The organism is Tindallia texcoconensis (assembly GCF_055383815.1).
Map to the genome: position 1 here is coordinate 1468614 of NZ_AP042431.1, position 15320 is coordinate 1483933.

The 15320-nt window shown below is 42.7% G+C and carries 13 protein-coding genes; 3 read left to right on the forward strand and 10 right to left on the reverse strand.

The features are described 5' to 3' along the window. Positions 1–231: 231 nt before the first annotated feature. Entirely contained in the window at positions 232–1503 is a 1272-nt protein-coding gene (locus tag ACZ47N_RS06770) for a hypothetical protein (RefSeq protein ID WP_464888368.1), read from the forward strand. Positions 1504–1551: 48 nt separating this feature from the next. Beyond that, positions 1552–2196 carry an L-fuculose-phosphate aldolase gene (locus tag ACZ47N_RS06775; RefSeq protein WP_464888369.1) on the forward strand — a complete coding sequence of 215 codons (645 nt, stop codon included), beginning with the start codon at positions 1552–1554 and terminating at the stop codon, positions 2194–2196. A 146-nt stretch (positions 2197–2342) separates the two neighbouring features. On the opposite strand, the gene ACZ47N_RS06780 is transcribed toward ACZ47N_RS06775, so the two are convergent. Then, positions 2343–2819, reverse strand: coding sequence for a hypothetical protein (locus ACZ47N_RS06780; RefSeq protein WP_464888370.1), 477 nt, complete (start codon positions 2817–2819; stop codon positions 2343–2345). A gap of 680 nt (positions 2820–3499) precedes the next feature. Here ACZ47N_RS06780 and ACZ47N_RS06785 point away from each other — a divergent pair. Next, positions 3500–4798 carry an anaerobic C4-dicarboxylate transporter family protein gene (locus tag ACZ47N_RS06785; RefSeq protein ID WP_464888371.1) on the forward strand — a complete coding sequence of 433 codons (1299 nt, stop codon included), beginning with the start codon at positions 3500–3502 and terminating at the stop codon, positions 4796–4798. Between the two features lie 78 nt (positions 4799–4876). Here the strand turns inward: ACZ47N_RS06785 and nagA are convergent, their stop codons facing one another. The 9 genes from nagA to ACZ47N_RS06830 form a co-directional block, all read right to left on the reverse strand. Next, on the reverse strand, positions 4877–6046 hold the full coding sequence (nagA, locus tag ACZ47N_RS06790; protein ID WP_464888372.1) for an N-acetylglucosamine-6-phosphate deacetylase: 1170 nt from the start codon (positions 6044–6046) through the stop codon (positions 4877–4879). 94 nt (positions 6047–6140) lie between these two features. Then, the gene (locus ACZ47N_RS06795) at positions 6141–7538 is read right to left on the reverse strand and encodes a hypothetical protein (RefSeq protein ID WP_464888373.1); all 1398 of its coding nucleotides are present in this window, start codon (positions 7536–7538) and stop codon (positions 6141–6143) included. Between the two features lie 40 nt (positions 7539–7578). After that, entirely contained in the window at positions 7579–8349 is a 771-nt protein-coding gene (locus ACZ47N_RS06800) for a copper homeostasis protein CutC (RefSeq protein WP_464888374.1), read from the reverse strand. After that, positions 8350–9858 (reverse strand): M81 family metallopeptidase, encoded by a 1509-nt coding sequence (locus tag ACZ47N_RS06805; RefSeq protein WP_464888375.1) that lies wholly within the window; start codon positions 9856–9858, stop codon positions 8350–8352. 13 nt (positions 9859–9871) lie between these two features. Continuing rightward, complete coding sequence (locus ACZ47N_RS06810) at positions 9872–10840, reverse strand: ABC transporter ATP-binding protein (RefSeq protein ID WP_464888376.1); 969 nt, start codon at positions 10838–10840, stop codon at positions 9872–9874. Next, positions 10837–11817: an ABC transporter ATP-binding protein gene (locus ACZ47N_RS06815; protein WP_464888377.1), complete on the reverse strand. Its 981-nt coding sequence runs from the start codon at positions 11815–11817 to the stop codon at positions 10837–10839. The genes ACZ47N_RS06810 and ACZ47N_RS06815 overlap by 4 nt, the downstream gene beginning before the upstream one ends. A gap of 12 nt (positions 11818–11829) precedes the next feature. After that, the gene (locus ACZ47N_RS06820; RefSeq protein ID WP_464888378.1) at positions 11830–12708 is read right to left on the reverse strand and encodes an ABC transporter permease; all 879 of its coding nucleotides are present in this window, start codon (positions 12706–12708) and stop codon (positions 11830–11832) included. 12 nt (positions 12709–12720) lie between these two features. Beyond that, positions 12721–13641 carry an ABC transporter permease gene (locus tag ACZ47N_RS06825; RefSeq protein WP_464888379.1) on the reverse strand — a complete coding sequence of 307 codons (921 nt, stop codon included), beginning with the start codon at positions 13639–13641 and terminating at the stop codon, positions 12721–12723. Positions 13642–13708: 67 nt separating this feature from the next. Next, positions 13709–15298 carry a glutathione ABC transporter substrate-binding protein gene (locus ACZ47N_RS06830; protein ID WP_464888380.1) on the reverse strand — a complete coding sequence of 530 codons (1590 nt, stop codon included), beginning with the start codon at positions 15296–15298 and terminating at the stop codon, positions 13709–13711. Positions 15299–15320 lie beyond the last annotated feature (22 nt).

Here is a 15320-nt window from a genome sequence, read left to right on the forward strand (position 1 = left end):
AACCTCCTCAATCTATTTTTTGTATGTTGTCAGACAAGTAACAACACCATATCATCATACCATGAAAAGCCCTGATTTTCACCCTTCTAGCCAAGAAATAATTGATAAATCTTTGGGGAAATGCTAAGATAAAGGCAGTTCAGATATGTCAGATGTCCAACATGTTTAGGGATGTTTTCCCTAGGCTTCCCCCAGACCTCTGGACAAAAAAATTGAAAAAGGAGAATGGCAATGAAGGTAGGTATTCAAAGTAAAAGAAGCATGGCAGTTTTCATGAGTATTTTGATGGCATTGACTTTATGGGTCCCCACGGCCTATGGAGAAACCCAGGCAGTTCAGACCCTAGTCAATGGAATATCAGAGGAATCCGATGCAGCCAGGTATTTGCACCATTTTTATGATGTTTCCTTCACAGAAGAAAGCGTATCTCAACAGGCATTTCATGAAGCCCTAGCTAAGATCGGCCAGCCCATGGAAACAGACTCCCAAGAAGCCCCCTTCACCGTTGAGGCGGCCATCGTATCCTTGGTGAAAGCCGCAGGCATGAAAGAATTGGCACTGACTTATCCAGAAGAAAAAATCCAAGCCTCCCTATCCACCCATCAACAGCAAGGGATTAGCCCAGAGGCAGCCGCTTATGTTGCCTGTGCCTTGGATACAGGGTTAGTCTCCTCTTCCTTGGAGATGACAGCCCCTCTCGATGCCCAGACGGCTCATGACTTTATCATGAAAGCCGTAGATGTCCTTGGGAAAGGAAGGCAGTACCTTGGCTGGACAGACCAACCAGAAATTTATTCCAAGGTGATGACGGCTTGGAATAGCTTTACCCTTTTTGAAGAAGCAACACTGGATTCCATAGGGGTCGGCCTTATCAAGGAAGAAGCCACCACTGGTTACCTGCTAACCTATAGTGGCAACGACGCTGGTTTTATGCCGGAATACACCCTTCAGTATGACCATTCCAATATTACGCATGCCCTCCAACTAATAGGATTATTAGCCAGCGAAGGTCTTCAGGCACGGGTTCAACTAGAGCCTAAAACATCCGTTTATGAATATATGCTGGAATGGGGTCCTATTGGAGATCCAACGCCACATTATGCCGTCCTAGAAGTAAGTGAGGATCTATACTTAGCTCATAGCGTAGGCTATATTCTCTCTTTGGAGTTTACAAACTTAGGAGATAAGCAGGCTTTTGATGGCCTTATCGAAGCCTATGCTAAAAAATACGAAGGCAATGAAGATGCCCTAGGCCTCATTGCAGGTTCCTATTGGCAGCCCCTCTATAGTTCTCGCAGCTTTATGCCAGACCCTGCTTACGTTGAAATCCGCGATATCGGCCTTTCTTACAATGGCTATCAATTAAACTCCTTTACCTTAAAGGAACATGTGGCCTTGATGAAAGAGACCATCCAAGCTATGTCCGACTTACGCATCAACAAGGAAAAACTTTGGACCAATGCCGCATTTCATCGGTACCTAACAGGATCTGATTTTCAATAACCCGATGGATTTTCCCTCTACTACCAATGCCCTTAAAGGAGTTTTGATATGCGTCTTAAACAAGAACGAGAACGGATTGTAGCCTATGGAAAAAAATTAATTACCTCTGGTCTAACCAAGGGGACTGGTGGTAATATCAGTGTCTATTGTCCTAAGGAAGAGCTGATGGCCATTAGCCCCAGTGGCATTGACTATTTTGAAACCACTCCGGAAGACGTGGTGGTCATGACCCTCCAGGGTCAGATCGTAGAAGGAACTAGAACCCCCTCCAGCGAAGTAGATTTGCATCGGATTTTTTATCAGCAACGGCAGGATATCCACGCCATTATTCACGCCCACACCATGTATGCCACTACCATTGCCTGCTTGGGTTGGGAATTACCGCCAGTGCACTATATGATTGCCTTAGCGGGAATGAATGTGCGGTGTGCTGATTATGCCACCTTTGGCACCCCCGCCTTAGCGGAAAAGGCCTTTGAGGCCATGAAGGACAGAAAAGCCGTCTTGCTGGCAAACCATGGCCTCTTAGCTGGTGCTGGAGATTTAGCCAATGCCTTTAATATTGCCGAAGAAATAGAATACTGCGCCGAAATATATTACCGAACAAAAGCCATTGGAGAGCCAGTGATTTTACCAGAAGAAGAAATGAGACAAATGCTGGAAAAGTTTAAAACCTATGGACAACGGAAATAGCTGCTGTATCCACAAAAACACCAGAATTTTTATGGAATTCTGGTGTTTTTTTAGGAGCAAAAGGAGAAGAAACAAGAGACGATTCTTGGCAAAACCATCCTCCTATCCATTTTTCAAGAGGACACAAAAGAAGCGTCAGGCTGAGTTCATATCCAATTCTCGCCTTCTAGATAATTCATATAAAATGTATTGTTTTGACTTGGATCATATGCTATGGGATACGTTTGGTTCAATTTAAAGTAATGAATAATATAAGCAGGTACACGAACTTCTTTTCTTAGTAAGGTATCCTTTTTATCATAACCATTTGATTCTAAGGTTAATTCTATCTCATAAATAGGTTCTTTATTAAGTCGCTTTCCTGTGGTCTTAACTTTAGAAAGTACTGCTTCACCTCTTTGGAGCCCTTCTAATTTTACAATGATCGGTTTAGCTTTTATAACTAGCCTCACTGCATAAAAAACAATTGGAAGGATAGAAAAAATAATCACAAATGATAAGCCTCGCATAAATTGAAGAAGCATCCCTTCAATAGTTTTAATATCAAGGGATTCTGATGACAGAAGAGAGGAAACAACACCATGGGTAAAAAGCAAAACAACTAAATAAGCTACAATACTCACAAAGGGTAACGCAAATAACGCAAAAAATATTTTTTTGATTTCACCTACAACTCCTTTCGCTTCTCATTTTAATAACAATCCAGCATTATATCGTCAAAAAAACAAAAAATCCTTAGCTTTTTTAGTTAAAAAACAGAGCACACGGAACACAAGAGATAATTTTTTGTCTTCTTTTAAGTTAAAAATATAACAAGATAGCCCTTGAACAAGAAATGGTTAACCATGACCCCCTTAGTCTCTATGAAGCTTGATAAAATCCCTCTAAAAGCCATTCCTTCTGTGTTTTCATGGATTAGCTTTGTTAATCCTTTGAACTTTAAGATCTCTTCGAATATTTAAAATGATTTTGTTGAAAAGGAGTCTATAGCATGTTAGAATGTACGAGTGTAAAAATTTCATATTAGTATACCCCTTGAAAAATGAAGGTTTTTTCAAATCAAAAAAGAGAGACACCTCTGTTCTATCGATATGTCTAAGGGGACCCTACACCCTTCTCAGAGATAAGCGTCATCCCTCAATTTGTATATTTATTAACAAATTTGCTTATCCCTTTTCCATCCCATTGGCAAAGGCGGTAGCATGGTGTGCTTTCCCTTCTGTGTTCATGATATCTTCTTGGGATCTTATTTTAAACCCTAATATGAAATTAAGACCAATCCTAATGAAAATGAGGTGGAGAAATGTTTTTACAATTTGCAATCGTACTTTTAGCTATTTTTATCGGTGCCCGTATTGGAGGCATAGGCCTAGGTGCCATGGGTGGGTTAGGCCTGGCTATTTTAGCCTTTGTCTTTAATATGCAACCGACCTCGGCTCCTATCGCTGTTATGCTGATGATTTTTGCAGTGGTTACGGCAGCCGCTACCTTAGAAGCAACTGGTGGTATGCACTATTTAGTTCAGGTGGCCGAAAAAATCCTGAGGAAAAATCCAGGTGCTATCACTTATATGGCTCCTCTTGTCACTTATGTTTTCACTGTTTTTGCAGGAACTGGTCATGTGGCTTACTCTGTCCTTCCAGTGATAGCAGAAGTGTCTAGGGAGCAAAAGGTTCGTCCAGAACGCCCCCTTTCTATCGCTGTTATTGCTTCACAGCAAGCCATTGTAGCTAGCCCCATTTCTGCAGCTACCGTTGCGTTGCTGGGCATCCTATCGCCTTATGATATTACTTTAAATCAAATATTAATGGTTACCATTCCAGCCACCTTTACGGGTATTATGATTTCTGCATTTTTAATTCGAAACAAAGGAGAAGAACTAGAAAAGGATCCAGAATATCAAAAAAGGTTAGCAAAAGGTCTGGAAGCCCAGAGCAAAAATGAAAAGGTTGCCATTACATCTCAGGCAAAGCTTTCCGTTCTATTGTTTTTACTAGGAACCATCAGTATCGTTTTCCTCGGAAGTTTTGACCAACTGCGTCCTACTTTTGAAGATGGAAGCACCATGGGAATGGCCACCATTATCCAAGTAATTATGTTGAGTGTAGCTGCATTGAATATTTTAGCCTGTAAAGCCGATGTGGAAAAAGTTGCTTCCGGCGGTGTATTTAAAGCCGGTGCGGTGGCTATCGTCGCCATATTTGGGATCGCATGGCTTGGGGATTCTTTCTTTAGTGCTCATTTAGATACCATCCAACCAGCCATTGAAGGCATGGTTGAATCCGCTCCTTGGGTTTTTGCCTTTGCCTTATTTATCATGTCTATCCTATTAAACAGTCAAGCTGCCACAACAGCCGCTTTGATGCCTGTAGGTCTTGCAATAGGCATTAGTCCTTTCCTATTAATTGCAATGTTTCCAGCTGTAAACGGCTACTTCTTTTTACCAAACTATGGGCCTATTATAGCAGCTATTGGTTTTGATCGAACAGGAACTACCAAAATTGGTAAATATATCTTTAACCACAGCTTTATGATTCCTGGCTTATTAGCCACGGTTGCTTCTTTAGCCATAGGTTTCGTTTTATCAGGGATCTTGTTATAAAATAAGTTGTAAGCCCCATGAAGGTTGAAACTTCATGGGGCTTTTATAATGATTTTTTCTTTTGAATACTTCCTTGGTTTATTTCTTTATGACGCTGGTTGTGCCTTCTGGTTTTGTATAAAGAAGCTGACCACCAACAATGGTGTGGGTTACATGGAAGCCTTGATCCAAAATAATAAGGTCTGCATATTGATCCAAAGCAATCTGGCCTAGGATTTTTTCCATCCCTAAATAGGCTGCCTGATTCTCTGAAGTCATTTTCAAGACAGCTTCCAATCCTACTTGGGTATGGGTTAAAAAGTTTTGGACTCCTTGAGGAAATGTGAGGATACTTCCTGCAATGGTTCCATCTTCTAAGGTGCATTGGATCCCTTTAACCGTGACGGCTTGCCCTCCCAGATCATACACCCCGTCTTCCATGCCTCCTGCACGAATACAGTCTGTCACCAGCAGCATTCCTTCCTCCCCTTTTGCATTCAGCACAAGGTTGTACATAGAAGGATTCACATGGAAATTGTCGCAAATTAATTCTGCATAGCAGTCTGTTGTCAGTGCCATGCCTACCACGCCTGGTTCTCTGTGGTTTAGGGGTGACATGGCATTAAAGAGGTGGGTCACTCCTTTGGCTCCTTTTTCTATCCCTTCCTTGGCTTGTTCATAGGTAGCTGAGGTATGTCCCAGAGAAAATACAAAGTCTTTACTCCATTTTTCAATGGCTTCCATGGCTCCTGGTATTTCTGGTGCCAAGGTGATGAGTTTGATCACATGACCGTAGGCTTTTATGATCTCTTCATCTACTGGCATAATATCTTGGGATGACTGGGCTCCTTTTTTGGCTTCATTAATAAAAGGGCCTTCCATATGAGCTCCTAATACCCGTGCGCCTCCATTCCAAGAGGAGTTTTGTACGGCGCTTATGGCCTCTAGTGCCTTGGTGATTTTTTCCTTTGGCATGGTCATCGTGGTTGGAAGAAAGGATGTAACGCCATTTTGAAGCAGTGCTCTACTAATATGCTGGATAGACTCTACGGTTCCATCCATGGTATCAAAACCATGATACCCATGGATATGAAGATCGATAAACCCTGGGAGCACTAATTCTCCTTGGAGCTGTATCTGCTCTTCCACTTCTCCCCTAGGCCACTGGCCATCCTCACAAATGTCTACGATCTTCTCGGAATATAGCAGGGTTTTGTTCTCATGGAATCGATGATTATAGTACACTCTTCCTCCAGTGATTGCTTTCATCCTACCCACCCTTCCATAAAATCATTTTTCGATCTAACTTGAATCATGATGACTACTTTATCTTTTTGGGCTTTTGTCCTTGGGGTCCCAGGGTTTACAAGGAAACTAGGCTTGCGGCTGCAATAGATTGTCCCACTCGCTTGGCTTTTTCGTCTGGGGTTACAAGGCTTATTTTTTCATAGAGCTTTGGAAACTCTTTTTCTATTACTTCATTTGCTTTTTGAATCATCCGCTCGCCGCCATGGCCAGACATAACTCTGCCCAGCAATAACACTTTATTGATATCGTAAAAATCACTGTAATAAGCCAAAGAATACCCTAGGTAAATCCCAATGGTATCAAAAATCTCATAGGCCCGCTGATCTTTTTGCTCCACTAAGTCTTGGACCACCTTTAGTTTTTCCGCAGGGGAAAGGGTTTCTTCTAAGGGAATATTGGCAGCAGGTGCCAGTTTTATGACGGCATCTTGGGAAAAGTAGCTGACTCCTACTCCACGATCCTGTGACCATTCATCGATCATCGCTTCTTCACTATAATCCACTGGCACAAAGGCTAGCTCATTTAACCATCCGGTAATATTTCCTTCCTTATTAACGTATCCCACGGCTTCGCTGGTTCCCATGGCAATTCCAAGGATATTATTTTCATCTAAATCCATGGCTCCTGCCAAGGCGGTTACATCGCCATCGTTGGCTACTTCAAAGGGAATATCTCCAATTTCCTTTACTACTTCAAAGAAAATTTTCCTTACTTTTTCATCAAATTCTTTCTCGGGGACTACTCGAAATAGGGATGCGGCCTTCACTTGGTTATCAATATAGATCCCGGCTGCACTGATGCCTATGGCATCGACTTTAGGCAATTTTTCTGCTGCTCTTTGAATGGAGTCCAGAATGCCTTGGTAATGATAGCTAGGGTCTTCTGTGATTTTAGGATGCCATACCACTTCTTCGCTGTATAGGGGCTCGCCATCCATGACAGCAGAGACTTTACGGTCGCTGCCTCCTGCATCAAAACCAATACGGCATCCCTCTAAATTTCGCCCAATACGTTTTTCCTCTTCCTTAGAATCTGGTATCTCATCAAAGGCTCTTTTTTCTACACAGAATGTTTGGCCATATACCTTTCCCATGAATAGTGCATCAAATTCTCGTTGGTTTCCTTTTTGGTAGGCATTTTTTAAATGTTGAAAAAGGAAATCCGGGCCGGCAAAAAGGATTTTATAGCCGCCTTTGATCCAAAGCAAGGATTTTACTAATCGATCTATATAAATCACCGTATCTTCTTGATAACCGCTGGCTTCTCCAAAAATGTTGACGGTGGTGGTAGAACCATATCCATGGTTTCGCTGGATGCTCACCTTTATTGTTTCTATATGGGGACTTTTTTCTAAGGCTTCTCGGTAGGCTGCGTTTTCTAGGGCCATTGGCCTGAATCCTGGATCTAACCTTGGGATATATTGTGGTTTTTTACGAAATCTATTCATTGTCAACACCCTTTCTCCTAAGGATCTCTTGGAATGTTGTGGATTCCTAGCTGAGTTCCTTAGACGCTTGTATGCCTTGATTTTCAAGGCGAAATAATAGGTCTTTTGCTGCTTTTATTTTGTCATGATCCGCCCGTTGAATCATAAACTCCTGAAGAGGGGTCTGGCTTCTGTGGATGCATGCTCTGTATTCCATCTTGCTCCCCACCTCTGTTTTGCCAGACATATGATAATGGGTGCATCCAGTTTTTTGATATAATGCTTCTATATTGTCTGCATTAACTCCAGCTCCAGGCATAATCGTAATGGCTTTTCCAAACTCTTGTTGAATCCTCTGTATATATTCCGCACCTTCTAGGGCGGTTTTACGTTGTCCTGAGGTTAAAATCCGCTGAATTCCCATGTCTATCAGTCTTGGTATCTGCTTTTCTGGTTGATTGGCGTCATCAAAGGCTCGATGAAGGACCACCTTCAAAGGATCTGCCAGCTCCACCATTTCCTCCAATCTTTCTAAATCTAAGGTTCCGTCTGCTTTTAAAAAACCTGTGACAATGCCATGAAATCCTTTCTCTTTGACGTTTGCCACTTCTTTTTTCATGGTTTCATATTCTCCATGGTCATAGAGAAAATCGCCGGAACGTGGTCGAATCATCACGTATATTTCTACTCCCTCTAGGGTTTTGGCCTGCTGCATCAACCCATGGCTAGGCGTAAGGCCTCCAATATTTAATGCACTGCAGAGTTCTATTCTATCGGCGCCTGCTTTGGTGGCAGTCATCAATGAAGAATAGGAATCTACACAAACTTCTAACTCCATTTAATTCCCTTCTTTCTGCATCCTATAGTCTCCAGCATCATAAGAAAAATCTTTGTCCAGTGGATAGATGGGTCGCTGAACTTGTTGATATGGAATGCTCTCTAAATCTTCATTGGTATTTCCCTTTGTTAAGACCAAAATCCCTCTTTGTGCCAATTTCTCGTGTTCTGGGGTTAGGTAGCCTAACTTACAAATAATGATGCCTGCATTTTCAGGATCTAATTGTAGGTCCCGAAACATTTGAGGATCTGTATATCCTACATGAGTTTCTGCCAAGACGATGCAGACATTGTTCACCTGCACTACGGCAAGATCCCCTGCTAAAAAATCCTTTCGACCCCAGTTTTTTTCATAGGCCCGAACCTTACCAGTAACCTTTACAGGTGTTGAGGTAGCAGGATCAAATTTTCCGCCAATGGATAAAGTGACTTCCTGTCCTACCTTGTTTTCACAGGCTTTGGTGGCTTCTGGGTCGTAAAATCCTCCGTAAATAATAGAGGTTTCCAATGCTTCTAATTCCTTGGATCTTAGGACGTCCACTAAAAAATGGGTACAGTCCGAAGCAGCTCCGGCGGTTGGATTGTCTCCAGAATCTGATAAATAGACGGGTTTTATGCCTTCTTGAAGGCTTTTAATCGCTTCTTGTATGGCTTTTTCATTGTCGTAAGCCTCTACATTAAAAGCGAATTCCTCTTTCTGAGACCAGAGATATTCCCCTAGCTCTACTGCGGTTTGGTCTGCCAAGGCTTGGTTGTTATTGGTCACTACGTATACGCCAATTTGAGCATCTTGGCTATCTGCCCAGGGAAATCCCATTAAGTAAGAAGCCGCTAAAATATCTTCTTGGGCTTCTGCTTTTTCCAAGGCCTCCATTAAGCGAATCATGGGCTGGACATTGGTGGCAGATTTTTCACCAGCCACCAGAACCGGTACTTTTACCCAGCTTGTCTTGGTTTTTACCTGACGCGACAAAGCCATATGGGTTAACTCTGCGGCATGAATACCTGTTTCTGTACAATCTGTATGAGGGGCGGTTTTATACCCAACAAACCCATCTCCATGATCATGCATGGCCTTTGTCATGGTTGTATGCATATCGAGAGAGGCATAGATGGGGACTCCGGGAAATCTGGTGCCCAATTCTTTTAAAAGATATCCTTCTGCATCTCCAAGGTCTTTCACTCTCATAGAGCCATGGAGGGCCAAGGTTATGGCATCCAATGGCTTTTCGTCATGATAAGCTTGTGCACGAGTGAGCATTTCTTGAAGTATCTCCAAGTAAAAGTCTTTATCTACCTCACCATTGGGGACTGCCCTCATAAAAACCGTTGGCAATAACTCATACTCATATTGCTTCAATGTCTGCACAATGCCTGACATTGCATGGTTTTCTTGGATCCTTTGGAAAATTTCTTCTCCATAGGATATCTGAAAATCCTGCTTATTGGCAATAATGGGGTTAAACGAGTTGGATTCGTGATGCATTCCTCCGATTAAGATTCGCTTCATTTTGCATTCTCCTTTAATCAAACGATAAATGACAGGCTACTTTATGGGCTGGTTTTACTTCTTTTAGTTCAGGAGCTTCCTGAAAACAAGGGTGAAAGGCTTGGGGGCATCGGGTATTAAAGGGGCATCCGACTGGCAAATCTATGGGGTTGGGTATGTCCCCTTTCAAAAGAATGCGTTCTCTTTTTAAGGTTGGATCTGCAATGGGGATGGCAGATAATAGGGCTTTGGTATAGGGATGTAAGGGCTCCTTATACAATTTTTCTTTGGTGGTTATTTCCATGATTTTCCCTAAATACATGACGCCGATACGATCGGATATATTTTCTACCACACTCAAATCATGAGAGATAAAGAGGTAGGTCAACTTAAATTCATTTTGTAGGTTTTTAAACAAGTTGATGACCTGTGCCTGAATGGAAACGTCTAGGGCAGATACTGGCTCATCGGCAATGACAAGGCTGGGTTTAACGGTTAAGGCTCTTGCAATTCCAATTCGTTGTCTCTGGCCTCCAGAGAATTCATGGGCATAACTTTGGGCATGACGTTCATTAAGTCCTACAATTTCTAAAAGCTCCATCACCTTCCTATACCGTTCTTTAGCCGTAAGGGTGGTATGTACCAACAGAGGTTCCCCGACAATCTCACTGATTTTCATCCGTGGGTTAAGGCTCCCATACGGATCTTGAAACACCATCTGCATTTTTTTGCGTAATGGTTTCATTTGCCTCGGTGAATAGGTGGATATATTTTGCTGTTGAAACCAAATTTCACCACGGTCTGGTGTTAGCAATCGATTAATAAGTCTACCGGTTGTACTCTTTCCGCATCCACTTTCGCCTACCAAGGCAAAGGTTTCTCCTTGGCGAATTTCAAAAGAAATTCCGTTAATGGCATGCACATATTTGTTTTCTCTAAACATTTTTTTAGAAGCCAAAAATCGTTTTTCTACTTGGTTAAGGGATACTAAAACATCCTTCATGGTTTCTCCACCCCCGATTCGGCTAAATAGCATCTGTGCCAATGTTGATGACCCACGTCCCTTAAGGGGGGCTCGCTTTCAAAACACTTTGGAATGGCTATGCTACAGCGTGGTGCAAATTTGCAGCCTTCTGGTAGTTGACTCAAGTCAGGAACTCTTCCTTGGATATACTTAAGGTCTTGGGTATTGCCTATTTTGGGCACGGAGTCCATCAACCCACGGGTATAGGGATGCAACGGGTTTTTAAACAATGTGTTGACATCCGCGGATTCCACTATTCTTCCACAATACATGACCAGTACTCGATCACAGGTTTCCGCCACAACGCCTAAGTCATGGGTGATCAATAGAATTCCTACATTGTTTTTTTCTTTAAGCTTCAACATTAAGTCCAGTACTTGGGCCTGAATGGTGACATCCAGAGCTGTTGTGGGCTCGTCTGCGATAATGACTTTTGGCTTTGAGGATAATGCCATGGCAATGATGATTCGTTGGGACATTCCGCCGGATAATTGGTGAGGATACCGCTGAAATACGTCTTCTGGCACTGGAATTCCAACTTGTTTAATCATTTCTATGGCATGTTTTTTGGCTTCTTTTTTCTTGTGTTTCAAATGAAGCATGGTCATTTCCATCATTTGTTCTCCGATGGTCATAACTGGATTTAAGGAAGACATCGGATCTTGAAAGATCATGGCAATTTCTCCACCACGAATTTTTCTAAGGTCCTTTTGGCTTAGCTCCAATAGATTCCTATCTTCCAGCCAGACACTTCCTTGGGCGATGCGACCGTTTTCTGGTAGTAGTTTAAGAATAGACAAAGAGGTAACGGATTTTCCGCTTCCAGACTCCCCCACGATCCCCAAGACTTCTTTTTCTTTTAGGGAAAAAGAAATATTGTTAACGGCCACTAAATTTCCCTGATCCGTTTTAAATTCTGTTGTTAAACTGTTGACTTCCATTAAAGAACCGGACATAGCATTCTCTCCTTAATCTAATTTCGGATCCAGGGTATCACGAAGACCGTCTCCTACCATGTTAAAGGCCAAGACCGTGAGGAAAATAGCCATCCCTGGGTAAAACAGCATGTGGGGGGCAAGGCCAATATAATCTCTCCCAGAGGAAAGCATGGCACCCCAGTCTGGATTTCTTGAGCTTGCTCCAAATCCCAGAAAACTCAAAGAGGCAGCAGAAATAATCGCCGTCCCGAGCCTCATGGTATAGGAAACGATGAATGCGGGTATGGTGCCTGGAAGAATATGCTTGAATAAAAGCCTGCTATCACTAACCCCAATCGACCTACTGGCTTCTATATACAGAAGTTCCTTAATGGCTAAGGTACTGCTTCGGATAATACGGGTAAAGTTTGGAATTCCGTAAACAGCAATGGCAATCACTACATTGATCAATCCTGGCCCTATAATGGCTACAATTCCAATGGCTAACAGAAGTCCAGGAAAAGAGAGCATAACATCACAAACCCGCATAATGACTTTTTCCATAAAACCACGGTAGTAACCGGCTATAATGCCTAAAAACGTGCCAATCAATCCGCCAATGGTTACTCCGGCTAATGCGACGCTTAGAGAAAGCCTGGTGCCATGGATGATTCGGCTAAAAACATCTCGTCCATATTCGTCAGTTCCAAACCAGTTTTCACTGTTTGGAGGACTTAAGGTATTGGTATAATTGACTTCAGAAATATCATAAGGGGTAGGTCGAACTACTGCAATCACCAGCAATAACAAAATAAAAACAAGGGAAATCACAGCGGTTTTTTTCTTCAGAAACTTTTTGGCTAATCTTTTTAAAGGACTCTCCACTTGGAATATTTCCTTTGGTATGTGTTGCTTTGTCATTTCCGCCATCCTCATTACTCCTTACTCGTATTTGATTTTAGGATTGAAAACACCATAGAGCACATCCACGACTAGATTCACAATGATAAATTGGAAAGTAAACAGCAATAGGACGGTTTGAACCACCGTATAATCTCTAAACAAAATGGAATCAATAAGAAGTCTTCCTAATCCTGGAATAGCAAAGACGGTCTCCACCAACACCGACCCTGCCAATAGGTATCCAAATTGAAGGCCCACTATGGTAATCACATCTACCAATGCATTTCTAAGGGCATGTTTGTTGACCACGATAAACTCCCTAAGCCCTTTGGCTCTTGCCATTCTTATGTAGTTTTCTCTTAAAATCTCAATCATGGAGGATCGACAATAACGTGCAATCATGGCGGTAATCCCTGCCCCTAGGGTAATGGATGGGAGGATATATCCCTTAAGGGTGGAAACCCCTGTGGTGGGCAACCAACCCAGTTGTACTGAGAAAATTTGCATCAACATTAATCCAAGCCAGAAAAGCGGAATGGAAATCCCAGAAGCCGCAGCAATCATAATAAGGTAGTCTAGGGTTTTGCCACGCTTCACGGCGGCCAATACACCTATGGTGATGCCCACCACCACAGACCATGTAATGGAAAACAAGGCCAATAAAAGTGTTGGCTTCACTCTTGGAATGAGCATATCCCAAACTGGTAATCCTGTTTTCAAGGAGTTGCCCCAATTGCCTGTAAAAATACCGACAATAAAGTTTTTATACTGAATCGGATATGGATCGTTGAGTCCCATTTGTTCTCGCATCATCTCTACTTCTTGAATATCCGCATCGTGACCAACCACCATTCTTGCTGGATCTCCTGGAATAAAATGGATAAACATAAAAATAACCACAGACACCACAAACATAATTGGAATCACGTTTATTAGCCGCTTGATAATATATTCTTTCACCCTATCCCCACCTCTTTAAAATGTTAGGGGCAGTCCATCAAAATCAACTGCCCCCATCTTCTTTAGGCTACTTGGTTGTAGCTGCCCGAGTGGTATTGATAGCCCCTCCGGGTAACACGTATATTCCTTCTGTGGTTGTTCTTTTTGCTGATAGAAGCACATCGGATCCCAAGAAAATCCAAGGGGCGTCTTGCCAGATCATCGCTTGCAATTGGCTATAGGTTTGGCCCCGAACCGCCGAATCCACTTCTACGGCTCCTTCATCAATCAGCTGGTCTGCTGCCGGATTCATGTAATAGGAAACGTTAGGCGATGCGGGTGGTATGTTTCGGCTATGGAACAAGCGGTTGGTGGCTCCGTCAAAATCAAAGGCTGACCAACTTACGTACCACATATTAACGGTAGATTCTTCTGGTGTTTGAGCCGAATAGATGGAATCAGACAAGGTTCCTTCTTCCATGGGAATGACTTCCACATCGATCCCAATTTCTCCTAACTGCTGGCTGATAAATTCCATTCCTCTAATATTTTCCGTATCATTAGGTGCCCAGATATCCGTACTGAATCCATCTGGATATCCTGCTTCCGCTAGTAATGCTTTGGCTTTTTCCACATCGTAGGCATAGGGCTCTTGTGCCTCATGGTATTGGATGGTTTCTGCCACATGGGAAGTCAGTGGAATCGAGTATCCAGAACGAACAATAGATGCATAGGCTTGTTTATCGATGGCATAATTCATGGCTTGGCGAACCCTTGGGTCTGAAAACTCGTCTTTGGTCGTATTAATAAAGGCAAATCGAACAATGGTGGAGTCATCTTGAACAATCTCAATATCCGCCTCTCCACTAAGGGCATTGACCTGTTCTGTAGGCATGGGGTAAATAAAGTCCGCCTCTCCTGTTTGAAGCATGGCTATTCTTGCTCCATTTTCTACAACAGGTCTCATGGTAAGCTCCCTGATTTCTGGACCTTCTCTCCAGTAGTTTTCATTCCTTTGAACTACCAATCGATCTCCAGGAACCCACTCTTTAAACACATAAGGACCGGTTCCAGATGGGTTATTGATAATTCCATCATCGCCGTGTTCTTCAAGAGCCGTAGGGCTAATCATGAAAAGAGAGGCCACTCGATCCAGCATAGGAGCAAAGGGCTCTTCCAACACTAATTTCACCGTATATTCATCCACTACTTCTGTTGATTGTAACTGTAGAAAATTGCTTCTTCTACGAAGATTTTTCTCTTCGTCTATAATCCGATCGTAATTGTATTTGGCCGCTTCCGCATTGAAGGGAGTACCATCATGAAAGGTGATGCCTTCTCGGAGTGCAAAGGTGTATTCTAATCCATCCTCTGAAATCCAATAGTCTTCCGCAAGGCTAGGAATAATTTCCATCTCCATATTGTGTTCTACTAAGGGTTCGTACATGGTGCCGGCGGCGGATCTTGATAAGGTATCCGACACGTTATGGGGATCCAAGGAGATAATATCCGCATTGACGGCGATTACCATGCTTTGATCCGTATTCCCTTCTCCTGCTGCCGCTTGCTGCTCTTCCCCCTCTACTTGTGCTGCTTCTTGATTTGCATCCCCGTTGCCACAGGCAATAGCAGCCATAGACACCATGAGAATTAGTAAAACAACCAATCGCTTTTTCATCATACTCCTCCTTATATTGTGC